Raw genomic sequence first — 26,265 nt, forward strand, 5'->3', positions numbered from 1 at the left:
CCACCTCCCTCTCTTTAGAGGTAACTTATAATATATATAAATATATATATAATAATTTAAATATATATACTTATAATTTGATAGCTGCAAACTCGCAATATACCCCCTCCGCTGAAAACTGTCACAACTGTCACAACTGTCACGCTGTAACGACCCTTGGTCTTTTCCTCTTATGTGTCTCTTAAAGCATCAAGTTTCGATATTTGTAAAAACAATTTTCTCCACTCCGTATAGGTTGTCCTACATGGAGTGGAGAATTTCGTATCGTGTGGAGTATCTTCTATGTCATGACCAGATCCATGTCCTTTGTGAGTTTTTTCATTGCAGGGTTCTTCTCCATAAGAAGTTCCAGAACTTCATTCTTGGTCAGAACCTTGCCTACCTCTTCCTGGTCGGCAAGGCGGTAGCTGATGCTCAGTTCGCTGTTGTGAAGACCTAAGACGAAAGTCTTGAGAATGCGGTTCTTGATGTTCAAAACGTCGTCTAGTAAGAGCTGGTTGTTGATGATAACCTCTATCTGCGGATAGTTGGTTATCTTCGGTACGATACTCTTCATTCGGTTGGCTAAGCCTATGAAATCCAACTTGTTCTGCATTCTCATGCACATACTGAACCATGTTGCTTCCACCTGCTCCTGGGTGAACTCGTTCTGGTCGCCCGTGATGGTCGCTTTTTCCTCATTGGTATCATCATACGGACTGTGCAGGCGGCGCTGGTTCTCCTCCCTCTTCTTCAGGTTAGAGAAAGTCATGCCTATGCCGCCCAGCTTGATATTCTTGAGTCGTGGCTTGTGAGGCGATGCAGCATCAGTAGCAGCTCCGGCAGCGGCTGAGCCTTCTGGAGAGGCAGCTCCGGCTGCGGTGGCAGATGCAGAATAAGATGCAGCATTGGAGGCTGCAGAAGCGGCTGTCGGTGCCCCTGACGAAGGCACAGCAGTAGCTGTAGCAGCAGACGCTCCCGGCTGTGATGACCGGTTTTCGCTGCTGCCAGAAGGCTCAGAACCTGCACCCTGAGAGGCAAGCTTAGACTGAGCCAGGAGTTTCTGAAACAGGGATTTTAATCTATTGGGCGTACGCCCCGCACTAGGCACATCCTGATCCTCGGGCTGCGTAATCTGGCCTATCTGTATCAGGGTGAGCTCTACCAGTAATCGTTTGTTGCTGCTGGCGCGGTAATGGATATCGCACTGGTTCATCAGTTCCAGCGCCTTATATAAGAAAGGTGTAGGTGCCTTCTGGGCCTGAGCCTGGAACTTGGCTTTCTGGTCGTCGCTGGTTTCGAGCAGAGGCAGGGTCTGAGGATCCTTCGCCATCATCACATTGCGCACATGCTGGGCAAGCCCCTGTATCATGTTGCCGCCATCGAAACCGCGGCTCAGAATGCCGTCGAGTGTTACCATCATCTCGGCTACCTTATTCTCCAGAGCCAGGTCTACCAGACGGAAATAGTTGTCGCTGTCGAGCACGTTCAGGTCCTCGATAACCTTCTGGTAAGTGATGTTGCCCATGCAGAAGCTGGCAGCCTGGTCGAAGATAGAGAGGGCATCGCGCATACCTCCGTCAGCCTTTTCGGCTATCACGGCGAGCGCCTGCTCTTCATATTGTATGCCTTCCTTCTCAGCCACCATCTTCAGGTGGTTGATGGTATTGGCTACCGTCATTCGCTCGAAGTCGTAAATCTGGCATCGGCTCAGGATGGTAGGCAGAATCTTATGCTTCTCGGTAGTGGCGAGGATGAAGATGACATGCTGAGGTGGCTCCTCCAGCGTCTTGAGAAAGGCGTTGAAGGCAGCTGTAGAGAGCATGTGGACCTCGTCGATGATAAACACCTTATACTTGCCTACCTGAGGCGGAATGCGGGTCTGCTCCATCAGAACCTTAATCTGGTCAACACCGTTGTTGCTGGCGGCATCCAGCTCGAAGATGTTGTAGGAACGCTGCTCATTGAAGGCACGGCAGCTCTCACATTCGTTGCATGCCTCGCCGTCTTCACGAGGATGCTCGCAGTTGATTGCCTTCGCAAAAATGCGGGCACAAGTGGTTTTGCCCACACCTCTCGGACCGCAGAAAAGATAGGCGTGCGCCAGCTTGCCGCTCTTCACTGCATTCTTCAAAGTGGTGGTCAATGCACTCTGTCCGACAACCGAATCGAAGGTCATCGGACGGTACTTTCTTGCAGAAACTATATACTCTTCCATTATTTTTTCTTAATTGATGATGCAAAGATAACAAAAAAATATTATCTTTGCAAACAAATTCGGAAGAAATGAGTAAAAAACTTGGTATTATATGGAATTATCTCGCTCATTATAAGTATCTTATAGTGATTGTAGCGGGTGTTCTGGTAGTTGGTGTAGTTGACGACAACAGTGTAAGACAGCACATTAAGTACCAGATAGAGATAGCTACGCTCCGTTCGGAGATAGAAAAGTATCGTGAGCAGTATGAAAACGACAAGCGTACCCTGCGCGATATGCAGCATGGTGCGCGGGCATTTGAGAAGATAGCCCGCCAGCGTTATTTCATGAAGGCTGATGATGAAGATATCTTTGTATTGAGTTCGGATATTCCGGAAAAAACTAACGAACAAGACGAAAATGAAACAATTGAGTAAACTGGAAAGTGCTATTTTCTTGCTGGGCGGCGTGCTGATGGTTGTCGGTGCGGCTTGCTTCGCATTTGGTTTTTCACATCCGCAGCTGGTGCAGGTAACGAGCTGGGGGTTCCTGCTGGGCACCATACTCTTCAGTGTAATGCAGGCGATGCAGTTCTATGAGGGATCTTCGCTGGTAATCCACCGCCTGAAGCGCATGCAGTATGTAGCAGACATCTTCTTCGTGCTCTCAGGCATCTCGATGGTAGATACGGTGTATGCTTTCCTGCGCCGCTGGTTTGAGAATTATGAGACCTATATCACCTATTTCTATAATAAGTGGGTAGTCTTTCTCCTCATCGCAGCCCTGCTGGAACTATATACCACGCATCGCATCTCTCATGAACTGAAGAAGGAAAACAATCAGTAATATAGAAAGGACGAGAAAAAAGCTTTCGGTGGCCAATAGGAGTGCAAACAAAACATAAATCTTGTAAGAATGAATTAAATTGCTGCAATTTATTTCGTCAGTTCAAATTAAGATTGTACTTTTGTTCACCGAAAGTGATATAGATAGCTTATGAATAGAATATTTTACGCATTCATTGCCTTGATGGCACTTGCATCTTGTGCCAACAGTTACGATATCTCGGGTACTTCTAACGTAAGTACTCTAGACGGACGCATGCTGTACCTTAAGATACTGGAAAACAACGATTTCAAGAACGTGGATTCTTGCGATGTAGTGCACGGACAGTTCCATTTTCAGGGTTCTGTCGACTCTATGAAGATGGCGAATATCTTCATGGATGATGACCCTGTGCTGCCGCTGGTGCTGGAGAGTGGAAGCATTACGGTGAAGCTCGATGATACACAGCAGGTGGTAAGCGGTACGCCTATGAACGATAAACTCTTCGGATTCTTCAAGAAATACCAGCAGATTCAGAATCAGTTGCGCGAACTGGTACACAAGCACGACCAGGCTATCATGAACGGTAGCGATATGGTGGCTGTCAACAAGCATCTGAACGAGGAATCCATCCGCCTCTCTGAGCAGGAAGACAAGCTCATCACTTCGTTTGTTACCGACAACTTCAACAATGTGCTTGGACCGGGCGTCTTCTTCCTCGTTACAATGGGCAACCAGTATCCGATGCTCTCTCCTTGGATTGAGGATATCATGAGCAAGGCTACCGACTATTTCAAGAATGATCCTTATGTAAAGGACTATTATAAGAAAGCTCAAGAGAATCAGGAGATTATGAACGGTACACGAGATGCGCAGAGCGGCATGCAGCCAGAGATGGAAGCGGCTCCACAGGTAAATCCTGATGCGGCTCCGGCACCTACAGCCAACGAACTGGCTGCGCCTACGATTCCTGAAAAACAGGAAGGTCAGGAGTAGAAACAGGACTCTTTCCGAGGTCTTGGGCATTAACATCTTGTAAAACTCTTCATTTTATAAGTTTAGTAATATGAAATTAATCAAGAATGGAACCATTATAAATGAGGGTCGCTCTTTTGTGGGCGACCTCTTGTTGGATGGTGAATTTATCAAGGAGATATATGAAGGCGAGGCACCCCGTGGCAATTACGATGAAGTCATCGATGCCTCGGGGTGTTTTGTTTTGCCGGGTGTGATTGATGATCATGTTCACTTCCGTGAGCCGGGACTTACGCAGAAGGCTGACATCGAGAGCGAAAGCCGCGCAGCTGCCTTTGGTGGTGTGACCAGTTATTTTGAGATGCCTAACACGGTGCCTCAGACTACCACTCTGGAGGTCTGGCAGGCAAAGCGGCAGCTGGGCGCTGAGAAGAGTCATGTGAACTACAGTTTCTTCTTTGGTGCTACCAATGATAATGTAAATGATTTTGAGCAGCTCGATACGCATCGTGTGCCGGGCATCAAGCTCTTTATGGGCTCCAGTACGGGCAATATGCTGGTGGATAAATATGAGGCGCTGCAGGCTATCTTCAAGAAGGCGAAAGAGCTGGATTTGCCGGTGATGACCCACTGTGAGGATACCGAAATCATTAACCGCAACATGCAGCTGGCTAAGCAGAAATGGGGTGAGGATCCTGCCGTAGAACATCATCCGGAAATACGCAGCGAGGAGGCTTGCTATGAAAGCAGCCGTCTGGCGGTGCAGTTGGCTAAGGAAAGCGGGGCGCATCTCCATATCGCTCACGTTACTACGGCTAAGGAACTGGAGTTCTTTGGTAAGGATGAAAATATTACAGGCGAGGCTGTTGTGGCTCATCTCATGTTCTCGGATAAAGATTACGCTGTGAAGGGCGCACGCATCAAATGCAACCCTGCAGTAAAGACCGCTGCTGATCGCGAAGCTTTGCGTAAGGCGCTGAGTAATGGTAAGATAACTGTAGTAGGTACCGATCATGCTCCTCATCAGTTGAAGGATAAACAGGGCGGTTGTGCCAAGGCTGCATCAGGTATGCCAATGGTACAGTTCTCGCTGGTAAGCATGCTGAAACTTGTTGACGAAAAGGTAATCAGTATCGAGCGTCTGGTTGAACTGATGTGCCATAATCCAGCCCGTCTGTTCCATATCAGTCAGCGCGGCTTCCTGCGTCCGGGTTATAAGGCAGATGTCGTTGTGGTGCGCAAGGGAGAGCCTTGGAAGGTGACCGCAGAGGTGATTCAGAGCAAGTGTAAATGGAGCCCTGTAGAGGGTGATGAGTTTGCATGGAAAGTGGAACAGACTTTCTGTAACGGTCGTCTTATCTATAACAAAGGCGTGTTTGATGCCGCTTGCAGAGGAGAGGAACTGGAGTTCAGAAGCAATTCCTGAAAAGAGGGAAATCTTACGGGGATTGTAAAATAAAATATCGTATCGGATGCGAAGAATAGTATACAATATAAGCGAAATTGAGCCATATATCAACTGGCTATACTTTTATCATGCCTGGGGATTGAGCGGCAAACCTCGAGAGGAAAAAGAAAAAATGAAGGCTGAGGCGCTCGATATGCTCCATTCATGGGAAGGCGAATATCATACCTATGCCGTCTTCGGACTCTTCGAGGCGAACAGCGAGGGGGATGATATCTGGCTGGAAGGGCAGAAAGTCCGCTTCCCGATGCTCCGTCAGCAGCATCCGGCGGCTCAGGGAGAACCCAATCTCTGTCTGGCTGATTTCATCCGTCCTCTGGGCAGTGGAATAACAGACCGGCTGGGTATCTTCTGCACGACGGTAGATGGCGGTCTGGAGAAGAAATATCGCTCGGACGACTACCTCAATATGATGGCACAGACACTCTGCGACCGGTTGGCTGAAGCCACTGCAGAGAAGTTGCACGAAGAGGTGAGACGCAGCATCTGGGGCTATGCTCCCGACGAGCAGTTGAGCATCGAAGACCAGCATCTGGAGCGCTATCAGGGCATCCGTCCGGCTATAGGATATCCTTCGCTGCCCGATACCAGTGCCAACTTCATCATCGACCAGCTCATCGATATGAGTCAGGTGGGCATCCGGCTCACCACAAGCGGAATGATGACGCCTCATGCCAGTGTCTCGGGGCTGATGTTTGCACATCCCAAGTCGCGGTATTTCGAACTGGGACGGATAGGAGACGACCAGCTTCGCGACTATGCACAGCGCAGAGGAGTGCCCGTGCAGGCAATGAAAACGTATCTTCAATCAAGTTTGATCAAGAAATGATAGCAAGAATATTGATACCCGTAGTGGTATTCACCCTGTTGCCGTATCTTTGGATATATAAAAGGTATGGCAAGTTACGGCTGAAGAGTCTCTGGCAGCGGGTGCTCTTCTGGTTCCCGGCTTTCGTGGTTATTGCCTACAGCGCATATATCACGATACTGCCCAACTTCCTGCCACGCAATCCGGTGCTCATCGACATCTGGTTTGTGATGATGGCAGTATGTGCGGTGCCACAGTTTGTTTTCAGCCTGTTCAGTGTCTTCGGCTGGTGCTGTATGAGGCTTCTCCACGGCCATCGCAACTGGGGCAAGCTCCTCGGACTGGTAGTGGGAGCGGTGGCGTTCTTCTGCTTTATCTACGGATTTACCGAAGGTTTTCCTAAGATGCAAGTCAAGCGTATCACCATCTATGTACCTAATCTGCCGAAGTCTTTCGAGGGCTATTGCATCGTTCAGTTCAGCGACATCCATCTCGGGTCATACTATGGCTGGCGTGGTCATCTGCCTCAGCGCGATATCGACAGCATTAATGCCGAAAAACCTGATCTGATTTGCTTTACGGGTGATTTACAGAATGTTACGCCCGATGAATTGCCTGAGTATCAGGCGCTGCTCAGCAGTCTGAAAGCCAGAGATGGCGTGATGAGTGTGCTGGGCAATCACGATTACACCTATTATATGGATGTAGATGATGAGCAGGAGATAGCTGCGCTCGAGAAGCGGATGCAGGACTTCCAGCGGAGTTGCGGATGGCGCCTGCTGATGAATGAGCATGTGGCGGTGCATAGAGGCGCTGACAGCATCTATGTAGCTGGTACAGAGAACTATGACAAACCAAAGCGAACCAACGTAAGGAAGGCGCTGTATGGCATCAGACCGGGCTCTTTCGTGCTGATGCTGCAGCATATGCCGAAGCAATGGCGCGAGACTTGGCCTTCTACTATTAATAAGGAGAAGGATGAGGATGGCGATGTGATAGGACCTGACAGGAAGGATTCGCTGGTCGTAGCACCGCAGCTTACATTGAGCGGTCATACGCATGCGGGGCAGATCAGTATCCTGGGCTTGCGTCCGTCGATGTTTACTCCTTATGATTACGGCCTCTTCGAGGAGGAGGGTTGCCAGCTCTATACCACATCGGGTCTGGGCGGTACCGTTCCTATCCGCATCGGGGCAACGGCAGAAATCGTGGTCATCACACTGAAGAGAAAATGAGGAGTGTTGAATGTTGAATGTTAAATGTTGAATGTTAAATTATTCATTCTTAATTAATTCTTAATTAGAAAATGAAGTACTTATATCGTCTGTATCAACTTGTTATATGCTTGCCTATCCTCTTGTTGGCTAGCGTTTTAACCAGTTTAACTACTGTTTTGGGATGTATGCTGGGCAATGGCCATTTCTGGGGTTATTATCCCGGCAAGTATTGGTCCTGGCTTTGGGTCCGCATCCTCCTCCTGCCTGTAAAGGTGGAGGGACGTGAGCATCTCAAGAAGAACCAGAGTTATGTTTTCGTGGCCAATCATCAGGGCGCTTTCGATATCTTCCTGATTTACGGCTTCCTGGGCAGAAACTTCAAGTGGATGATGAAGAAGGGCTTGCGCAAAGTGCCTCTCATCGGTATCGCCTGTGAGTATGCGCACCACATCTTTGTAGACAAGAGCGGACCTTCTAAGATCCGTGCTTCTTATGACCGTGCTCGCGAGGTGCTTAAAGAGGGCATGTCGCTGGTGGTATTCCCAGAGGGTGCCCGTTCGTTTACGGGTCACATGGGCGTGTTCCGCCGCGGTGCTTTCATGCTTGCCGATGAACTGCAGTTGCCGGTATGTCCGCTTACCATCAATGGCAGTTTTGATGTGAAGCCTCGCATGAAGGACATCTACTGGGCTTTCTGGCATCCTCTGAAGCTCACCATTCATGAGCCTATCGAGCCGATTGGCAAGGGAGCTGACAATATCAAGAACCAGATGAACAAGAGCTATGAGGCGATTATGAACGGGCTTGACAAGAAATATCAGGGTTTTGTAGAGAATCCGGACCAATAATTTCGGTTTTTCGCTTGTTATTTCAAAAATAAGTTGTAATTTTGCATCTGTATTACATTATATAGAATCAGAATCATTAAAATTATAAGAAGTTATGAGTGATAGCATAGTAATCATTCCTACATATAATGAGAAGGAAAACATCGAGAAAATCATCCGTGCTGTCTTCGGTCTCGAAAAGCAGTTTGATATCCTCGTTATCGATGACGGAAGTCCTGACGGTACTGCTGCCATCGTTAAGGGCTTGATGGCTAATGAGTTTGCCGGTCGTCTGCATATCCTGGAGCGTTCGGGTAAACTCGGTTTGGGTACAGCCTATATCATGGGCTTCAAATGGTCATTGAAGCAGGGTTATGACTTCATCTTCGAGATGGATGCCGACTTCAGTCATGATCCTAATGATTTGCCTCGTCTCTATGCGGCAACTCACGATGAGGGGTATGATGTGGCTGTAGGCTCAAGATATATTTCGGGTGTGAACGTGGTCAACTGGCCTATCGGGCGCGTATTGATGAGCTATTTCGCTTCTAAATACGTACGTATCGTAACCGGATTTAAGGTGAATGATACCACAGCCGGATTCGTCTGCTACCGACGTAAGGTGTTGGAAACCATAGATTTGGATGCTATCCGCTTCAAGGGCTATGCTTTCCAGATAGAGATGAAATATACGGCTCATCGAATAGGTTTCAAGATCAAGGAGGTGCCTGTCATCTTTGTTAACCGTCGTGAAGGTGTGAGCAAGATGAGTGGTGGCATCTTTGGTGAGGCTTTCTTTGGCGTGATGCGACTGCGCCTGGATGGCTGGTTCAAGAAATATCCGAAGAAGGATTAATACTCTGTAATCACTACTCAGTAATCAGTAATCACTAATCAGTACTTGGATGGAAATCCAAAAGATAGAAAAAACATACGGGCGTTCGCCACAGGCGGATGCCCTCTTTGATTTGATGGGGAAGAAGTCGGTTCATTCCATTTTTCTCCAGGGTTTGCTGTGCTCTTCGGCTCCGATGTTCTTTGCTTCTCTGCAGGGGAAGATGAGGCGTTCGGTACTCTTCGTATTGGATGATGCCGATGAAGCAGGCTATTTTTATCACGATCTCACTCAGATGATGGGGCAGGAGAAGGTCTTTTTCTTTCCTTCCAGCTATCGGCGTGCCGTGAAATACGGGCAGCGTGATGCAGCGAATGAAATCCTACGTACAGAGGTGCTGGCGCGCCTCTCTTCGGGAGGACATTTCCTGGTAGTCACTTATCCCGATGCACTGGCAGAACTCGTTGTGGCTAAGCAGAATCTGGATGAACGGATTCTGAAACTGACTGTAGGCCAGCAGATTGCTCAGACCGATGTGGTTCATACCCTGCGCGATTTCGAACTCAAAGAAACCGATTATGTTTATGAACCGGGCCAGTTTGCCGTGCGTGGAAGCATCCTCGATGTCTATTCTTACAGCTGCGAATATCCGTTCCGTATCGACTTCTTCGGCGATGAGATTGACACCATCCGTACCTTTGATGTTGAGACCCAGCTCTCGCAGGCGAAGCGCACAGAGATAGAAATCGTGCCCGAACTCGCCCATATCGAGAGCAACAAGCAGTGTTTCCTCAATTTCCTCTCCGAAAGTACGCCAGTCGTTGCGAAAGACCTTTCTTTCGTTTGCGACCGCATCGGTCAGATCTATACCGAAGGCTTCTCATCGCAGAGCCTTACCGAGCAGCTGGAGGGAGCTACTGAGGTAGAGGCTGAGCGCATCAGACATGACATGAAGACCGAGCTCAACCTCGTTTCTCCGCTCGATTTCAAGAAGGCAGTAGCGGCTCATCTCCGTATCGAGTTCGGCAAGGTCGCTCCGTCAGAGAGTTCGGCTGTGATACCTTTCAATATCGCTCCACAGCCTCTTTTCCATAAGAATTTCAATTTGCTTTGCCAGACTCTGGAGGATTTCCTGCTTCAGGGTTACACCTTATATATATTGGCAGATAGCCAGAAGCAGCAACAGCGCCTGAAGGATATCTTTGAAAGCGAAGAGCTGAAGCGCTACGCCATCCGTTTTACACCGGTAGACAAGACGCTTCATGAAGGCTTTACTGACCATGACAAGAAGTGCTGCTTCTTTACCGATCATCAGATTTTTGACCGTTTTCATAAATATAACCTGCGCTCAGATAAAGCGAGAGCCGGCAAGATGGCACTCACCATGAAGGAACTGCAGGAGATGGAAGTGGGAGATTTTATCGTGCATGTAGACTTCGGTATCGGCAAGTTCGGCGGTCTGGTTAGGGTTCCTGCGGGCAACAGCTATCAGGAAATGATCCGCATCGTCTATACGAACAATGACAAGGTGGATGTTTCTATCCACTCGCTTTATAAAATCAGCAAATATCGCCGCAGCGATACCGGTACTCCGCCTCGTCTGTCTACACTGGGTACAGGTGCCTGGGATAAACTCAAGGACAAAGCTAAGAAGCGAATCAAGGACATTGCGCGCGACCTGATCAAACTCTATGCCCAGCGCCGACGGGAGAAGGGATTCGCCTTCAGTGCCGACAATTATCTGCAGCATACGCTGGAGGCTTCCTTCCTGTATGAAGATACGCCAGACCAGAATAAGGCTACTCAGGAGGTGAAGAAGGATATGGAGAGCGGCAGACCGATGGACCGTCTGGTTTGTGGCGATGTGGGCTTCGGCAAGACTGAGGTTGCCATCCGTGCAGCCTTCAAGGCAGCGTGCGACAGCAAGCAGGTTGCGGTGCTGGTGCCTACTACCGTTCTGGCTTTCCAGCACTATCAGACTTTCAAAAAGCGTCTGGAAGGCATGCCTGTAAGGGTAGACTATCTCAGTAGAGCCCGTACAACGAAGGAAACCAGAGAGGTGCTTGACGCCCTGAAAGAGGGTAAGATTGATATCCTCATAGGTACGCATAAGCTGATATCAAAGACCGTGAAATGGCATGACCTGGGGCTGCTCGTCATCGATGAAGAGCAGAAGTTCGGTGTGTCTACCAAAGAGAAACTCCGTCAGCTCAAGGTAAATGTCGATACACTCACGATGAGTGCCACTCCGATTCCGCGAACCCTCCAGTTCTCTCTGATGGGCGCCCGGGATATGAGTATCATGCGCACTCCGCCACCTAACCGTTATCCGATTCATACCGAACTGGTAACGTTTAGTAGTGAAGTTATCTGCGATGCCATCAATTTCGAGATGAGCCGAAACGGACAGGTTTATTTCGTATGCGACAGAATATCCAAGCTTCCGGAACTTAAGATGCTCATCGAGAAGTATATCCCAGACTGTAGGGTAGCAATCGGTCACGGACAGATGAAGCCAGAGGATTTGGAGAAAATCATCATGGGCTTTATCAATTACGATTATGATGTACTGCTTTCTACCACTATTGTAGAGAACGGTATTGACATTTCCAATGCCAATACGATTATCGTGAGCGATGCTCATCACTTCGGATTGAGTGACCTGCATCAGATGCGTGGACGCGTAGGAAGAAGCAACAAGAAGGCTTTCTGCTATCTGATGGCGCCACCTAAGAGTGCACTTACTCCTGAGGCGCGTCGCCGTCTGGAGGCTCTGGAGACGTTCAGCGAACTGGGTAGCGGCTTCAATCTCGCCATGCAGGACCTGGATATCCGCGGTGCGGGTAATCTGCTGGGCTCTGAGCAGAGCGGTTTTATGGAAGATCTGGGTTATGAAACCTACCAGAAGATTCTCTCTCAGGCTGTCACAGAGTTGAAGAACGAGGAGTTCTGTGATCTTTATCAGGAGAAGATGGATGAAGGTGCCCAGCTTACAGGTGATGATTTCGTTGACGATTGTGGCATAGAGAGCGATCTGGAGATGTATTTTCCTCAGACTTATGTGCCGGGTGACAGTGAGCGCATGCTCCTTTATCGTGAACTGGACCGTCTGGAGAGCGATGAGGAAGTAGAGGCTTACCGCAAGCGTATGATAGACCGTTTTGGTCCTGTGCCTCATGAAGCAGACGAACTGATGCATGTGGTAGGTCTGCGTAGGGTAGGCAAGAAGCTAGGTTGCGAGAAGATTATTCTCAAGCAGGGCTATATGCAGATGCAGTTTGTGAGCAATGTAAACAGTCCGTTCTACAGAAGTCAGATGTTTAACCGCATACTCGCTTACGTTACCAGTCATATTCAAGATTGTGTTCTGAAGGAAAAATTCAACAAGCGAATGCTTCGCATCAATGATGTGAAGACTGTAGGACAGGCTGTAAATCTGTTGAATCAGATATCGCAGATAGATTTAGGTAATGAGAAAAAATAATCTGTGTCTGCAGTCTATGGGTAAAATCCTGTATCAATTGTGGAAGTAGACAATAAAACAGACTGTTGATTTATACTGAAAGGTTAGAAATCTGACAACGTTACATGATGATATGTCAACTTTACATGATAATATGTTTCAGTTTAGTGTATAAAAAAACATTGGAATCTCAATATCCCTATTGAACTCCAATGTTTTATTTTTTTGTATAAGTAAAAGATGATGATAAGCGTTTCACAACGCATTTTGAATTTTTCTGTTGCAAAGATACTATTTTTCATTATAATATAGGGGGTAATATTTGGTATTTTATGGGGTAATATTTGATTAAATTTATAGAAATAACACTGAAAATACACTTATATAACAAATAATACCTGTAGAATGAACTATTTTATTGGATAAAAATAAAAAAATAGTGGAAAAACACATAAAAAAGTTCTTTATTTCATTTTTTATTTGTACCTTTGTTCTGGCATACAACAATTTTAAACATATATATAAATATGAGACAGAAAAAGTACATCTTAAGCGAGCAGGAACTTCCTACTCAGTGGTACAACATTCAGGCAGATATGCCTAACAAGCCATTGCCACCGTTGAACCCTCAGACACACCAGCCAATGAATGCTGATGATTTGTCACACGTATTTAATAAAGAGTGCTCAAAGCAGGAACTTGATACAGAGCACGCTTGGATTGATATTCCGGAAGATGTGCTGGAGAAGTACACCTTCTACCGTTCAACCCCTCTTGTACGTGCTTATGCCCTTGAGGAGGCACTCGGTACTCCGGCGCATATCTATTTCAAGAATGAGAGTATCAATCCGTTAGGCTCTCATAAAATCAATTCAGCCATTCCTCAGTGCTACTACTGTAAGCAGGAGGGTGATACCAATGTCACTACAGAGACTGGTGCAGGCCAGTGGGGTGCAGCCCTCTCTTATGCAGCAAAACTCTACGGCCTGGAGGCAGCAGTTTATCAGGTAAAGATTACCATGCAGCAGAAACCATACCGTTCCAGCATCATGCGTACGTTTGGAGCCACTGTAGAGGGTTCTCCTTCCATGAGTACACGCGCAGGTAAGAACATTATCACACGTGATCCTCATCATCCTGGTTCGCTCGGTACTGCCATCAGTGAGGCTGTTGAGCTGGCTACAACCACACCGGGCTGTAAGTATACGCTGGGTTCTGTGCTCAATCATGTGGCACTTCACCAGACCATCATCGGTCTAGAGGCAGAGAAGCAGATGGCGATGGCAGGTGAGTATCCTGATCAGGTGATTGCTTGTTTCGGTGGTGGTAGTAACTTTGGTGGTATTGCCTTCCCATTCCTCCGTCACAACTTCACAGGCGAGCGCCATACTGAGTTTATTGCTGCAGAGCCAGAGAGCTGTCCTAAACTGACTCGCGGTAAGTTTGAGTATGATTTCGGTGATGAGGCAGGTTATACTCCATTGCTGCCAATGTTTACTCTGGGTCATGATTTCAAGCCTGCCAACATTCATGCAGGTGGTCTCCGTTATCATGGTGCGGGCATGATTATCTCCCAGCTTCTGAAGGATGGTTACCTGCATGGTGTAGATATCCCTCAGCTGGAGTCTTTCAAGGCGGGTATGCTCTTCGCTCAGACCGAGGGTATCATTCCTGCTCCAGAGAGCTGTCATGCGATTGCAGCCACTATACGTGAGGCTCTAAAGGCTAAGGAAGAGGGCAAGGAGAAGGTTATCCTGTTCTGTCTCTCTGGTCATGGACTTATCGATATGCCGTCTTACGATAGCTATATCAATGGCGATTTGCGCAATTATTCTGTTAGTGATGAAGAAATCCAGCAGTTCCTCAAGGATGTGCCAAAGGTTGAGTAATAGTTAATAGTTTATAGTTAATAGTTTATAGCAAACAGTTGACAATTATTCTTTGAGATATATTGAAATAACAATATCACATGATAAAAGAAGCCAGGCTGCGAAAAGCAACCTGGCTTTTTATTTAGAGATTCTATTCTCAGTTCGAGACTTCTATCTTTCATTAGAAGTTCAACCACTCTTCAATAGCCTTAGCGATGACATCGAAGCTTGTGGTAGGCTCGAAGCGGGCTACAACCTGACCCTTCTTGTTAACGAGGAACTTGGTGAAGTTCCACTTGATATCGGCACTCTCCTTGTAGTTAGGATCAGCCTCGCTCAACATCTTGTCGAGAACAGGGTAGAGAGGGTGGCTCTCGTCCCAACCAGCAAAGCCCTTACATTCTTTCAGAAATTTGAAGAGAGGGGCAGCATCGTCTCCGTTTACCTTGATCTTCTTGTAGCGCTGGAACTCTGTGCCGTATGTAAGCTTGCAGAATTGATGAATGCTTTCATCTGTACCAGGGGCTTGCTGACCAAACTGGTTGCAAGGAAAATCAAGTATTTCGAAACCTTGAGAATGATAGGTCTCATAAAGTTTCTCCAGTTCCTCATACTGAGGGGTGAAACCACACTTTGTAGCGGTGTTAACGATGAGCAGCACTTCGTTGGCATACTCCTTGAGGGAAACATCCTTTCCCTTTCTGTCTTTAACAGAAAATTCGTAAACAGTTCTCATTTTTTTTATCTTTATGTATGTGTTATCTATATTTCCGATCTCAACTTATGTGATCTAGAGTGCAAAGATACTACTTTTCTCTTAGAATACTTCAAGAGTTTTTTTAAAAATTCTAAAAATCGAACAAAATCATAGATGAAGGAATAAGCGTAATATATATAATGTAGATAGATATTGTATATCTGGGTAAACAGATACCATATAGCTGAGTATATAGATATCGGTTAGATATAGAATATAGAAGAATAAAATAGGTAGACGATATAACTACACAATATCAGTATAAAACAGCATAAAAATAAAAAATGCAGGATTTTCACAAACCCTGCATTTCTTTTTCTTTACCTCTTTTTCCTCAAAAAAACAAAGAAAAAGAGGTTTACGATTAATCTATCATTTAACTTTTCTAAGAACTTGTTGCAAAGATACTACATTTTCTTGTAACACCAAACTTTTTCTCAGCTTTTTTTCAGTAAAAAGGGAAAATTAATCAAATACCCCCCCATTTTTATACTTTTTTGCAATATTCGGTCAAAAAACAAAGCAAAATGGTTCAATTTTATGACTATTCTGCTTTTTTCCTTGCTTGAACGTTTTGCTGTGTACGATAACGAAGAAGACTGTGCCCGACAACAACTGAAGATATGTCCTGTAATATGTATTACTTTTTTGTCAATACAGATAAAGCAGCCATCAGTAATGATGACTGCTTTCATCTGTAATGATGCGGGCTATCCCTGCGTTCTGTTTCGGTATTCAGTAGGCACGATACCCGTTTCTTTCTTGAATACCTTCGAGAAATACTTAGGGTCGGTGAAACCTACTGCAAAGGCGATGCTGCTCAGTGTATCGTCTGTCTTGCGCAACATCTCGCATGCCTTCTTGATACGTATATGGCGAACGAAGTCTACCGGTGTCATTCCGGTTGTTGCTTTCACCTTATTATATAGTACGCTTCGGCTCATACCGATTTCGTTCGAGATATCATCAATCTTGAGTTCCGGGTTGCCTGCATTTTCAACAATAAACCTGAAGGCACGCATCATGGTTCTGTCCTGCATCTGTGCCGCCATCAATGCCAGCTCGCTGTTTGGGTCAACCGCTTCGCTCTCGGCACTAGTTTCAGCCTGGTTAAGAGCAGGCTGAGGAACAACTGTAGGCAGTATTCGCAGGGCTGCTATGGCATCTTTATCGCCAGCTTCCTTCAGTTTTCTGATGATAACCACCTGAATGTTGCGGCGCTGGGTGAGGATAGCCTCTATTCGGCTGAGCAGATAAGGGGTAGAGAATGGCTTGGTGATATAGGCGTCAACTCCTTCATCAAAACCTCGCTGCTGGTCTTCTACGCTTGCCTTGGCTGAGAGAATCATCACAGGGATGTTGTTGAGGGTGGTATCCTGCTTGATCTCGTGAATCATCGACAAACCATCCATCACAGGCATGGTAACGTCCGTGAGGATAAAGTCTGGTATCTCCTTGCGGGCCATCACCAAACCTGCCTTTCCATTCTCTGAGAGCAGCACGTTATAGGTAGGCGAGAGGATACTGTAGAGGAACTTGCGCAGGTCGGCATTGTCTTCTACTACCAGTACCGTCTGGTCTTTGAGTTTCGTTTCTTCCTGTGCTTCTTTCTGTTCCTTGCCCATTTCTTCCAGGCGTTCAGTCTCTTCATCCTTTTCTTCTTTCTGTTTATTTACTTCTTCCAGATAGTCGGATGCATTGTGGTCGTCAATCTGTCCGTTCTCTTTCTCCCTTTCTGTCAGGTCGTAATCTTCCTCGGTCAGACCGCTGTTCGTACGGAAGTCTGCCTTGTTGCCGTATCTCTGAGCCTTGTCCAGCATTACCAGCATTTCGTTGGCATTGTCTATTACCATTCTCAGCAGTTCCTTGCCCTTTCGGGTGATACCCGGTTCGGTATCCAAAACGGTTTTTACCGGGGCTCCGATGAGCGTTAGAGGGGTTCTCAGACGGTTGGCAGCATCGTTATAGAACTCGTTCTTCAGCACGCTCATCTCGTGGGTTACGTTCTCGCGCTGGCGCTGGTTGTAGGTATAGAAGATTGCGCCTACGATACCGAAGAGCAGAAGCAGCATCAGAAATTTGCCCCAGATGCTTTCCCAGAAGGTAGGGCGCACTTCGATAGGCAACTCTGCCACATATTTGCTCCATACACCATGAGAGTTGGTGGCTCTCACCTTGAGTACGTAATCGCCATAACTGATACGGTTGAAGCCGATGGTATGGTTGCTTCCGTTTGATATCCACACGCCTGGAGCTGTATAACCATCTATGCGATAGAGGTATTTGGTCTGATACTTGCGCTGATAGTCGAGCGATGCGAAGTTGATGGTCAGGTTTCGCTTGTTGGCAGGAATCACTATTTTATCTTTGTGCAGGATAGGTTCCGACTCCTTCTCTCCGCTATAATGGAGGGAACAGAAGATGACTTTAGGCTGGTAGTTGCTCTTCTTCAGCGTAGCCGGATTGAAGGTAATCAGTCCCATCGGGGTACCTACCGAGATGTTGTTGCTTGCCGGATCGTGGTAAGGACGGCTTTGCGAGAACGACATGTTGAAGTCGAAGTCGTTAGGTCCGAACACATTGCACTGGCCCGTTTTCGGGTTTACGCAGTCAATACTCGATTCTCTGATTACCCAGATTCTTCCCTGGTTGTCTTCTACCATGCCCTGTACGATGCCTTCGTTAACATCGATGGCATGGAAGTATTTCGTCTTCAGGTTGTCTTGCAGGAGCGATTTGCTCACAATCTCTTCCATCACACCGCCCTGTTGCGAGATATACATCTTGCCGCTGGTGTGCTCCATGATATTGTTCATATCGTTTGCAGCCAGACTTGTTGTATCGTTCGGTATGTAGTAGGTCTTGTGGTAATTGATCTTTCTTGCGTTTGTAAAGGCATCACTGAAAGTGATGAGACCATCTGTGGTTCCTACGAGAATGGTTCCCGTAGTGGTGCAGCAGATGCGGCGTATGCGGTCGTAGTGCTGTTTCTCCCAAGGCAGTCCGTTTCGTTTACTGATGAAGCTGATACTGCCGTCTGCCGCCTCGTTAACAAGTGCCAGCCCACCTCCGTAGGTACCTATCCAGATGCGTCCGGTGCGGTCGGCTACAATGTCTTGTATCTTGTCGAACGGCAGCGATGACGGGTTGTTGGCATCATAAACAAAGTGTCTTACCTGCATTTTATCTATCAGATAGATACCATTTCCGTTGGTTCCTATCCATGCTCTTCCCTTGATGTCGAAGTGGATGGCGAAGATGCCCTTCTCGTCGAAGTTTACTTGCTGTGGCACGATCTGTCCGCTTGGCGACAGGTATCCGATGCTTTGGTAGGATGCGTTGAGCACCTGGATTACTCCGTTGTGATAACCTGCCCAGATATGTCCGTCTGGCGATGCATTCATCGAGAACACTTCGTCTTCGCCCTCATCCAGCTTGTTGATAATGTAAGGGTGATATTTGAAGACTACCTGTGTCAGGTCGTGAGAGCCTGTCAGCCAGAGTATTCCCTGGTCTGAGAGTACATATTTCGTAATCTTCGGTATGCGGTAGTTGCCCGATGAATTGCTTCTCAGCAGATAAGGCACCAGTTTTCCAGCCTTGCGGTCAAAATAACTGAAGGTTCCTCCCCTTGGCACTACCCAGAGGGTCTTGTGTTCATCTTGTGTGATGAAATTGCTTTCGCAGGTTGTGCGGTCCATCGGGTCGTCCTGGTCGGCAAAGAGCCACTGTTTCTGTCCGGTCTTCGGATTGACGAGGGTTACTCCCATGCCGTCTGTAAATGCCCATACCATACCGAAATCATCGGTATAAATCTTCTTTACCTCTGCCAGAGGCTGACTCGGGCTCTGTACGTTGATGATATCAAACTTGAAGGTGCGCGGGTTGTAGATGACCACACCCAGATTGGTTGCCAGCAGGAGTTGGTAACCTGTATTTTTCAGTTGGTTGATACGGGTTACGCCTTCCGGCATTGGTATCATGGTGAGTCGGTTCTGCAGGTCATATTTTGCCAGTTTACCGTCTTCAGTTGCCAGAAACTCATCTTCTCCCACCCCTCTGAGCCATTTGAAAGGCAGTTTGCTTGGAATTTTCGAATGATATATGTATGCGCCTTTATCGGTAAGCACCCATTCTCTTCCGTGTATATCTTGATGGATGTACCATACATTTCCGCTTCTGAGTCCCTTTTCTCCTACTTTGATGAGTTCTATATTCCGCTCATCAAAGGTTCTTCCTGCTGATCGGATGATGTATTTTCCATTTTCTGAAGTAAACCATGTAGCTCCGTTTTTCAATGGGTATACCTGGCTCACGCGCAGGTCGATGTTGAACAGTTCGTTGAATTTCTGTCCAACAGCAAAGAACTGGCAGAAGTGGGTATCGTATACGTAGAGCTGGTGGTCGTATGTGATACACCACACGTTGTTGTTATAGGATGGTTCTATTTTCAGTATACGGTTGGTTGACAGGACGTCAATATCATCGGGGTTGTCTCTGAAAGTATGAAACTTGTAGCCATCATAGAACGACAGTCCGTTCCAGGTACTGAACCACATGAGGTTGTCTTTACCTTGTTTGAGGTCTGAGATGGTATTGGCAGCGAGTCCGTCTGTGATAGAGAATTTTCTCACATCGCAGTAGGGTACAGCTGCTGTCATAATGGTAGAGAGCAGTCCTAATAGGGTGATATATAATTTTCTTTTCATCATTTTTATTCGTATACGTTTATTAATCGCAACAAAGGTAGTGAAAATAAATGAGATATCGTAGTTTTAGGTGTATTTTTTTATGTTATTGCATTAAATTATTCCACTTTTTATGTTATAGGGGTAATATTTGGTTGATTTGCTGTATGTTATGCCTAACAAAAAAATTCCCCCGATAAATGAATATCGGGGGAGTAGTAGGGATATGTTGTTTTGAATTTGATTACTTCTGAATCATCTTCTTTCCGTTCTTGATGACTACACCCTTGTAAGCCTTGGTTACCTTCTGGCCTGCGAGGTTGTAAACAGGAGCGTTCTTTGCAGCTTCATCTGTTGTAATGTTAGTGATGCCGGTAGTTTTACCATTCAGAGAGATGAGAATGTTGTTTTTATCAAGTTCATAAGTAGTACCAAACTTCTTAAGCTTACCATAAACAATGACTACGTCACCTACCTTGATGTCATCTACAGAAGTGAATTTCTGACTCTCGAAAGAAAGACCACCAAAAACCTGCAATTCATTTCCTGTTGTACCATCGTCAGAAATGTTGTAAGAAAGGCTACCGTATGTAGCATTTAATGATGTGCTTGCTTTAGATACAGTACCCTTAACATATACATTTTCGCTCAGACCTTCACCTGCATCAATCAGTTCCTTAGCCTTAGCAATGGTATAAGCGGTTTCTGCTGTGTTTGTGATGTCCACGATTACAGGAGTATCGCCTACCTTATAATATGCAATCTTAGAAACCTGAATCAAACCATTACTTGTTCCTTTTTGGCAATCAAAGACAAACTTATAGTAATTGTTTGCAGCAGACTTAGTTGGCTTGAAGATCAAGTCTCCATCTTCAATCTTTGCAGGGATTTCTTCTGTTACATTCTTGCAATCTGCATCAGTTGCTACCTGCAACTTGATAGAATTGATCTTAGCTTTAGTAATATTGTCGATGGTCAAGACAATATTGCTGATTGGCTGATCAATAGCAGGTGAAGTGATGGAAGCTACAGATGCGTCTTTCTTACTTCCGCATTTGATGAATTTCCAACTTTTATCCCACTTGTTTGAGTTGAAATTTGCAATAGTCCAGACATCTTCTCCTATTGTAGCTTTCCATGTTTTGTTATAAGCACTGATTGCCTTGCCTTCAGTACCTTCGTCAGGGAAAGTCAACACTTTGTAAGGAGTTGTTCCTGCAAACGTAACGCTAGCTACGAACGCCAGAACCAATGATAATGAATAGCGTAAAAATTTGTTCATAACTTAATAATTTTAAAGGTTAAACGATTAATTAACAGTTGAAACTCATTTGTTGAGTTGATTCTTAGAAATTACTTTGTCCTAAAAGTATGATCTTAGAATTATTACTGATGCAAAGATACACAAAATATCGAAACAATGTGTTAAGATTGTGTTAAATATTTGATACATAGAAAGATACATCATTAAAATGGAAATTAATACCATAAAAAAATAGTTTTTTCCTAAAGAATAGGGATTTCCCCCTCAGTTTGTATCCTTTTCCCCTTTGTGGTAGCCGCAAAAACCACTACCTTTGCATCGAGTTCAAGAAAGAATGCTGTTCTTCAAGAGCTCAATAATTAGAAGATATAAGAATATAAATAACTTAACTGATAAATTGATATGAAAAAGTTTACTACTCTTCTCACAATGGCTTTCATAGCTTTGATGAGCATCTCATTCACCTCATGTGATGATGATTCTGATATCGCATACACCCTCGATGGTACATGGACGGGTAATATGTTTGTAAAATATGGTAATAACAAAGCTACTTACTCTGTAATCCGTTTCGACCAGAATGATGGCATCTATTCCGGTACAGGCTATTGGATCGATTATTATCGAGAAAATTACTGGCATGGCAACAATTATATCGCAAACCATATTCGTTGGACGGTACGCAACAGAAACATCTATATCACTCTTCTCGATGAGGGTAGCGATGTTGTGATTTACGATTATGCTCTGGGCGACCGCAAGTTCTCTGGATATGTAGATGCTGATAACGGAAATCGTGCTTATTTCGAGCTTAGTCGCGATTCTTACAACTGGCGCGATGATTATGACTGGGGTTACGATGATGGTTGGGGCTACAGCAAGCAGCATTCGGGCTTGGAGAACACACAGATTGTTTCTCGCGGAGCTAAGGATTCTGTAGAGTATGTTAAAGTGGCAGATGATAATCAGAAGCCTGTTCGCCGTTTTGTAGTGAAGTAAGGCAATAAGGAATTTAGTTTGAAGAAAGGAAACAAGATATGAAAAAGTTTAAGCAGATATGGATGTGGATGGCGATAGCTGCAGCATCTTTCTCATTTACCTCATGTGATGATGATGATTACTGGTATGATGACTATAATCATGGTGGCTGGGGATGGAATCAGGGCGACTGGAACAACGGTTCTAACGGCTCTCAGGATGATAACCTGCTGTCGGAGGCTCAGACTCTTACAGGCGACTGGAGAGGCTCTGTGATGCTCTCTGAACTTGCTGAGGACGGTCAGTCGCGCAACAACTACAGTTTCAATGCCGAGATGACGTTCTATCAGGCGGGTGATAAGGTTAACTCGCTCAGTGGTAATGGTGTAGAAGTGGATAATGCCGATGATGGAAGCAATGAATCCCAGACTCTGAAGTTTACCTGGTACATCGATAAGAATGGTGATATTTATATCCGTTATAATGATTCTGGTGCTACCTATGTGATGGATGCAGGTGCTAAGCAGTATGGTTTCCATCTGGGGCAGGAAGATGGAAAGATAGTCGATACGTTCTATGGTTATATGATAGGAACAGGTAAGGCTAAGGGTGATGTGATGCAAATCGATCTGGAGCGTTACGATCCGAGTGGAGCCCGTAAGAAGACCCGTTCTGCTGCTACAGATTCCGTAGCTCCTAGCTTCGGTAAGGCTACCGGTAGGGCATTCATGCCACATGCTATCAAGAAGTTGCCGAGAAGATGATGATATAAACCAAGAAATCCGCTCTCTCATTGATTTGAGAGAGCGGATTCTTTGTTTGTATATAGTCTGATTTATTTAAAGCCCCAGAGTTTCTTGATGACTTCTGCATCTACGTTTTCCACTTCCTTCTCTATTTCATCAGGGAGATTACAGAAGAAGTCGATGCCGGTTTTGTCTTCCAGCGTCTTGATGTTTACGACATATTTGCCGAGCTTATCGCCCTTTTCAAATGCCTTATTCTCGTGAGGGAACCAGTAGCCGAAAGCGCTGTAGCCATACTGTTTGGTCTTCTGGTTATACTCTTTCTTTAGCACGGCAACGAAGAAATACTTTGGTATTGGGATATAGCCTGGCTTCTTTGTTTCGCTAGAAGCACCATTCTTCTTCCAACCCAGGAGATTACTCTCGCTGCCTACCGGGTCAATAGTTCCACCCTTTACGATAAACAGGGTATCAGAATCAATCTTTGGAGCCTTGGCACGAAGATCTTCCTCCATTTTATACCATGTTCCACGCTCGTTGAAATTGGCATATTGAGGCTGCATGTTGGTCATGAAGAAAGTCTGTTTCTGCTGTGTCAGATTGAGTTTGCGGTCAGCAGAAGGGCAGATATGACCATGGTCAAAGCCTTGAGCTGTAGGAGTAGGGTCTTCTGTGAAATCTGTGATTCCCCATTGTTCTTTCAGATCTGTATCCCATGGATACTTGCGCTCGCCCTGACCAGGTTTCCATCTGTCAACGTTAGAAACCGTGTTTCCTGTATGGAAAGTATAGCAGCTCCATCTCTGGCTCTTCATATTGTCATCCCATTCTGTAGAATAGTTCAACATACCTGTTGTATTATCCATGTGAACGATGGCATAGCTGCTGCCATTATTCTTGAGCTTTGGAAACTCCAGACCACCGATAGCGTTTCTTACCACTTGTGGCATGTTGGCAGTAGCCACATTCTTGTTTGTATTGTTCTTATCGGTTGACTCACCACCGGTATTGCCACCCGTATTACCGCCACCGGTAGTACCACCGTTTTCAGGAAAATAGAACTGCAGGGTATCGTCAGTGCCGCAGGCAGAGAACGTCATCGCAGCTACGAGCGCGAAGATAAAAAACTTAGTATGCTTCATAATTCTCGATAATGTTTTGAAGTTAAAGATTTAGTGCTTTCTATATATAGAGATATGTAGAAAATCGATTGTATGAGGAATTGTAGTGAGAGAAAAAAAGTGCATTCCTACGTATATGCAACTACGCTGGAATGCACTCAGTATCTTTGCGATAATAAATATATCCTTATAAAAAAGGTATATTATTACTTCTTCAATTTGCCGTAACGGTTCATGAAGCGGTCTACGCGACCCGCTGTATCAACGAGCTTGCTCTTACCTGTGTAGAATGGGTGAGATGTGCTAGAGATTTCAATCTTAACAACTGGATAAGTCTCGCCTTCGAACTCAACAGTGTCGTTAGTCTTGCATGTAGACTGAGAGAGGAACATATCGCCGTTAGACATATCCTTGAATACTACAGGACGATAATTCTCTGGATGAATACCTTTTTTCATTTTTCTTTTTTATTTTTATTGGGTTATTAAAATTAGACGTCATGGGGATGCTCGTTGCATCATTTCGTGTCCCTTATCGGGGCATGCCCATTATAGCCTGTTATCAATTTCAGGCTGCAAAGTTACGCTTTTTTCCTGAAACCACCAAATATTTCTTCTTCTTTTTAAGAAATATTTTAGAAATGAGCATAATACGTAGGTTCGCGTTCCCTCCTGCCAACTATGTTTTTAATGGATGAAAAGAAATCCCCATCGTCTCTGTTTGGGTAGAGGACGATGGGGATTTGTATTTTTCTCTAATACATAATATCTACTCAGGGAATTACTTCAAGGTGATGATAATCTTCTCGATGTAGAGAGCACCTGTCTTATTGTTGAAGAGAGTAAAGTACTTAACGTTCTGTGCGCTTAAGTCGAATGTCTCTGTATAGGTCTTGAAATCACCTGAAACCTCATTGGTAGATTTGCCTTTGATAGCTGTATCCTTGCCATTTGCAGCCTTTGCAGCATAGAAGGTATAACTTGGGGCATAAGTAGAATTTGCTTTTGTTGAGAACAGAATTGTTACGGTCTTGATGTCCTTTGCAAAGGCTGTAGAATTAAACAGGAAGCCCTGTTTGCTTGCATCAGATGCATTGCCTTGCATTTGGATACCCTTACCATTTGTTCCGTCAGAAATGCAAATTTTAGCACCTTTAAAGGTGGTGTCGCCAATCTTCCAAGTGTACCAGGTTGATTCGTTTGTAACATTCTGACTATTATAATACTTTTCTACAAGTTCTACATCACCGCTCTTGCCACTCAAGATAGATGCGTCTGTCATTTCGATGTTGCCGCTGGCTGGTGTATCAGGTGTTGGGTCTGGCTTAACCTCACCGCCGCCTGTACCTTCACCTTCAATCTTAATGATAGAGCTGGTCTTGTCAACCTCCATGATATCATTTCCGTTCTTGTCGGTGAACTTCATGATCTTACCCAGGATAGTAACCTTCTGACCCACCTTCAAATCTTCCTTAGAAGCGAAGTCTGCGCCGTTCAGTCCCTTACCAGAGTAAACCTGCATGTCCTTGCCCTTGCCATCGTCTGAGATGTAATAGGTGATGCTCTTGTATTGGTCATTATAGAAAGCAACATCTGAGATGATACCTGTCAGGTAAACCTGTGTAGTAGGCGCTGTGCCAGCCTTGATAGCTGCGATAGCTTCTGCCACGTTGTATGGGTCACTGAGAGAACCCTTACCAGTTGCTGGAGTATCAGGAGTTGTAGTTCCTGCGTTCTCGATAGAGATGATGGTGCTGTTCTTGTCGATTTCATTGACAATAGTGCCATCATTCTTCGTGAATGCCTTGACGATTCCTTTTACTACTACGGTCTGACCAACTTTCAAGTCATCCTTGGAAGAGAAGTTTGCACCATCCTTGCCTTTGCCAGAGTATACTTCGATAACATCTGAAGAACCCTCGTCTGCGATGTTATATGACAAACTGCTATAGGTTTCGTTGAAGAAAGTTACGGCTGTAATCTTACCCTTTACGCATACAGCTGTAGAAGGTGCTGTACCTGCCTTGATGAGGGCGATAGCTTCTGCTACAGTATATGGATTGCTTTCAGAACCCTTTTGGTTAGGATCTGTGTTTCCTGGACCAGCAGGCTGAGTAGGCAGTGTATAAGGCTCTGGTACGTCCTCACAGCTGCTGAATGTGAAGGCAGCCATTGCCGCCATCAAAACTGAAAATATATACTTTTTCATATTATTGTCTTTTTAAATATTGTTACTATTTTGATAATCAG

19 protein-coding genes are annotated in these 26,265 nt (G+C 45.5%); 12 read left to right on the plus strand and 7 right to left on the minus strand.

Going from position 1 to position 26,265, the window contains the following annotated elements; genetic code table 11:
* Positions 1 to 280 precede the first annotated feature (280 nt).
* Positions 281 to 2,197, minus strand: a complete 1,917-nt coding sequence (locus F7D47_RS02100) for a DNA polymerase III subunit gamma/tau (RefSeq protein ID WP_153086376.1) — start codon at positions 2,195 to 2,197, stop codon at positions 281 to 283.
* A 68-nt stretch (positions 2,198 to 2,265) separates the two neighbouring features.
* Between F7D47_RS02100 and F7D47_RS02105 the strand changes: the two genes are divergently transcribed.
* From F7D47_RS02105 to F7D47_RS02150, 10 genes are all read left to right on the plus strand, one after another.
* Positions 2,266 to 2,613 (plus strand): FtsB family cell division protein, encoded by a 348-nt coding sequence (locus F7D47_RS02105; RefSeq protein ID WP_153086375.1) that lies wholly within the window; start codon positions 2,266 to 2,268, stop codon positions 2,611 to 2,613.
* Positions 2,597 to 3,022 (plus strand): hypothetical protein, encoded by a 426-nt coding sequence (locus tag F7D47_RS02110; RefSeq protein ID WP_022120845.1) that lies wholly within the window; start codon positions 2,597 to 2,599, stop codon positions 3,020 to 3,022. Before F7D47_RS02105 ends, F7D47_RS02110 begins: the two co-directional genes overlap by 17 nt.
* A 150-nt stretch (positions 3,023 to 3,172) precedes the next feature.
* Positions 3,173 to 3,997, plus strand: coding sequence for a DUF4369 domain-containing protein (locus tag F7D47_RS02115; RefSeq protein ID WP_022120844.1), 825 nt, complete (start codon positions 3,173 to 3,175; stop codon positions 3,995 to 3,997).
* Positions 3,998 to 4,067: 70 nt separating this feature from the next.
* Positions 4,068 to 5,402: a dihydroorotase gene (locus F7D47_RS02120; protein WP_153086374.1), complete on the plus strand. Its 1,335-nt coding sequence runs from the start codon at positions 4,068 to 4,070 to the stop codon at positions 5,400 to 5,402.
* A gap of 46 nt (positions 5,403 to 5,448) precedes the next feature.
* Positions 5,449 to 6,270, plus strand: a complete 822-nt coding sequence (locus tag F7D47_RS02125; protein WP_118153185.1) for a vitamin B12 dependent-methionine synthase activation domain-containing protein — start codon at positions 5,449 to 5,451, stop codon at positions 6,268 to 6,270.
* Entirely contained in the window at positions 6,267 to 7,484 is a 1,218-nt protein-coding gene (locus F7D47_RS02130; protein WP_153095758.1) for a metallophosphoesterase, read from the plus strand. Before F7D47_RS02125 ends, F7D47_RS02130 begins: the two co-directional genes overlap by 4 nt.
* Before the next feature lie 71 nt (positions 7,485 to 7,555).
* Positions 7,556 to 8,314, plus strand: coding sequence for a lysophospholipid acyltransferase family protein (locus tag F7D47_RS02135; protein WP_153086372.1), 759 nt, complete (start codon positions 7,556 to 7,558; stop codon positions 8,312 to 8,314).
* Between the two features lie 94 nt (positions 8,315 to 8,408).
* Positions 8,409 to 9,149, plus strand: coding sequence for a polyprenol monophosphomannose synthase (locus F7D47_RS02140; RefSeq protein WP_006847253.1), 741 nt, complete (start codon positions 8,409 to 8,411; stop codon positions 9,147 to 9,149).
* Positions 9,150 to 9,198: 49 nt separating this feature from the next.
* Entirely contained in the window at positions 9,199 to 12,612 is a 3,414-nt protein-coding gene (gene mfd / locus F7D47_RS02145) for a transcription-repair coupling factor (RefSeq protein WP_153086371.1), read from the plus strand.
* 506 nt (positions 12,613 to 13,118) lie between these two features.
* Positions 13,119 to 14,480, plus strand: coding sequence for a TrpB-like pyridoxal phosphate-dependent enzyme (locus tag F7D47_RS02150; RefSeq protein WP_153086370.1), 1,362 nt, complete (start codon positions 13,119 to 13,121; stop codon positions 14,478 to 14,480).
* Positions 14,481 to 14,643: 163 nt separating this feature from the next.
* Here the strand turns inward: F7D47_RS02150 and F7D47_RS02155 are convergent, their stop codons facing one another.
* The 3 genes from F7D47_RS02155 to F7D47_RS02165 all read right to left on the minus strand — a co-directional run bounded on the left by F7D47_RS02155 (position 14,644) and on the right by F7D47_RS02165 (position 21,189).
* Positions 14,644 to 15,198 (minus strand): glutathione peroxidase, encoded by a 555-nt coding sequence (locus F7D47_RS02155; RefSeq protein ID WP_006847257.1) that lies wholly within the window; start codon positions 15,196 to 15,198, stop codon positions 14,644 to 14,646.
* Positions 15,199 to 15,929: 731 nt separating this feature from the next.
* Entirely contained in the window at positions 15,930 to 19,928 is a 3,999-nt protein-coding gene (locus F7D47_RS02160; RefSeq protein ID WP_194253031.1) for a hybrid sensor histidine kinase/response regulator transcription factor, read from the minus strand.
* A gap of 223 nt (positions 19,929 to 20,151) precedes the next feature.
* Positions 20,152 to 21,189, minus strand: coding sequence for an OB-fold nucleic acid binding domain-containing protein (locus F7D47_RS02165; protein ID WP_153086368.1), 1,038 nt, complete (start codon positions 21,187 to 21,189; stop codon positions 20,152 to 20,154).
* 384 nt (positions 21,190 to 21,573) lie between these two features.
* Here F7D47_RS02165 and F7D47_RS02170 point away from each other — a divergent pair, with 384 nt between their 5' ends.
* Together F7D47_RS02170 and F7D47_RS02175 are read left to right on the plus strand one after the other, a co-directional pair.
* Positions 21,574 to 22,170, plus strand: coding sequence for a hepatitis A virus cellular receptor 1 (locus tag F7D47_RS02170; RefSeq protein WP_153086367.1), 597 nt, complete (start codon positions 21,574 to 21,576; stop codon positions 22,168 to 22,170).
* 38 nt (positions 22,171 to 22,208) lie between these two features.
* Positions 22,209 to 22,913, plus strand: coding sequence for a hypothetical protein (locus F7D47_RS02175; protein ID WP_153086366.1), 705 nt, complete (start codon positions 22,209 to 22,211; stop codon positions 22,911 to 22,913).
* A 71-nt stretch (positions 22,914 to 22,984) separates the two neighbouring features.
* Here the strand turns inward: F7D47_RS02175 and F7D47_RS02180 are convergent, their stop codons facing one another.
* The 3 genes from F7D47_RS02180 to F7D47_RS02190 form a co-directional block, all read right to left on the minus strand.
* Positions 22,985 to 24,037, minus strand: coding sequence for a DNA/RNA non-specific endonuclease (locus F7D47_RS02180; protein ID WP_153086365.1), 1,053 nt, complete (start codon positions 24,035 to 24,037; stop codon positions 22,985 to 22,987).
* 185 nt (positions 24,038 to 24,222) lie between these two features.
* Positions 24,223 to 24,474 (minus strand): type B 50S ribosomal protein L31, encoded by a 252-nt coding sequence (locus tag F7D47_RS02185; RefSeq protein ID WP_006847266.1) that lies wholly within the window; start codon positions 24,472 to 24,474, stop codon positions 24,223 to 24,225.
* A gap of 322 nt (positions 24,475 to 24,796) precedes the next feature.
* Positions 24,797 to 26,224, minus strand: coding sequence for a hypothetical protein (locus F7D47_RS02190; protein ID WP_153086364.1), 1,428 nt, complete (start codon positions 26,222 to 26,224; stop codon positions 24,797 to 24,799).
* Positions 26,225 to 26,265 lie beyond the last annotated feature (41 nt).

Origin of the sequence: Segatella copri, assembly GCF_009494835.1 — a bacterium.
GTDB classification, from domain to species: Bacteria; Bacteroidota; Bacteroidia; order Bacteroidales; family Bacteroidaceae; genus Prevotella; species Prevotella copri_F.

Excerpts from the sequence above, each read along its gene's own strand:
- F7D47_RS02100 (WP_153086376.1), bottom strand. The coding sequence starts at position 2,197 with ATGGAAGAGTATATAGTTTCTGCAAGAAAGTACCGTCCGATGACCTTC.
- F7D47_RS02105 (WP_153086375.1), top strand. The coding sequence starts at position 2,266 with ATGAGTAAAAAACTTGGTATTATATGGAATTATCTCGCTCATTATAAG.
- F7D47_RS02110 (WP_022120845.1), top strand. The coding sequence starts at position 2,597 with ATGAAACAATTGAGTAAACTGGAAAGTGCTATTTTCTTGCTGGGCGGC.
- F7D47_RS02115 (WP_022120844.1), top strand. The coding sequence starts at position 3,173 with ATGAATAGAATATTTTACGCATTCATTGCCTTGATGGCACTTGCATCT.
- F7D47_RS02120 (WP_153086374.1), top strand. The coding sequence starts at position 4,068 with ATGAAATTAATCAAGAATGGAACCATTATAAATGAGGGTCGCTCTTTT.
- F7D47_RS02125 (WP_118153185.1), top strand. The coding sequence starts at position 5,449 with ATGCGAAGAATAGTATACAATATAAGCGAAATTGAGCCATATATCAAC.
- F7D47_RS02130 (WP_153095758.1), top strand. The coding sequence starts at position 6,267 with ATGATAGCAAGAATATTGATACCCGTAGTGGTATTCACCCTGTTGCCG.
- F7D47_RS02135 (WP_153086372.1), top strand. The coding sequence starts at position 7,556 with ATGAAGTACTTATATCGTCTGTATCAACTTGTTATATGCTTGCCTATC.
- F7D47_RS02140 (WP_006847253.1), top strand. The coding sequence starts at position 8,409 with ATGAGTGATAGCATAGTAATCATTCCTACATATAATGAGAAGGAAAAC.
- mfd (WP_153086371.1), top strand. The coding sequence starts at position 9,199 with ATGGAAATCCAAAAGATAGAAAAAACATACGGGCGTTCGCCACAGGCG.
- F7D47_RS02150 (WP_153086370.1), top strand. The coding sequence starts at position 13,119 with ATGAGACAGAAAAAGTACATCTTAAGCGAGCAGGAACTTCCTACTCAG.
- F7D47_RS02155 (WP_006847257.1), bottom strand. The coding sequence starts at position 15,198 with ATGAGAACTGTTTACGAATTTTCTGTTAAAGACAGAAAGGGAAAGGAT.
- F7D47_RS02160 (WP_194253031.1), bottom strand. The coding sequence starts at position 19,928 with ATGAAAAGAAAATTATATATCACCCTATTAGGACTGCTCTCTACCATT.
- F7D47_RS02165 (WP_153086368.1), bottom strand. The coding sequence starts at position 21,189 with ATGAACAAATTTTTACGCTATTCATTATCATTGGTTCTGGCGTTCGTA.
- F7D47_RS02170 (WP_153086367.1), top strand. The coding sequence starts at position 21,574 with ATGAAAAAGTTTACTACTCTTCTCACAATGGCTTTCATAGCTTTGATG.
- F7D47_RS02175 (WP_153086366.1), top strand. The coding sequence starts at position 22,209 with ATGAAAAAGTTTAAGCAGATATGGATGTGGATGGCGATAGCTGCAGCA.
- F7D47_RS02180 (WP_153086365.1), bottom strand. The coding sequence starts at position 24,037 with ATGAAGCATACTAAGTTTTTTATCTTCGCGCTCGTAGCTGCGATGACG.
- F7D47_RS02185 (WP_006847266.1), bottom strand. The coding sequence starts at position 24,474 with ATGAAAAAAGGTATTCATCCAGAGAATTATCGTCCTGTAGTATTCAAG.
- F7D47_RS02190 (WP_153086364.1), bottom strand. The coding sequence starts at position 26,224 with ATGAAAAAGTATATATTTTCAGTTTTGATGGCGGCAATGGCTGCCTTC.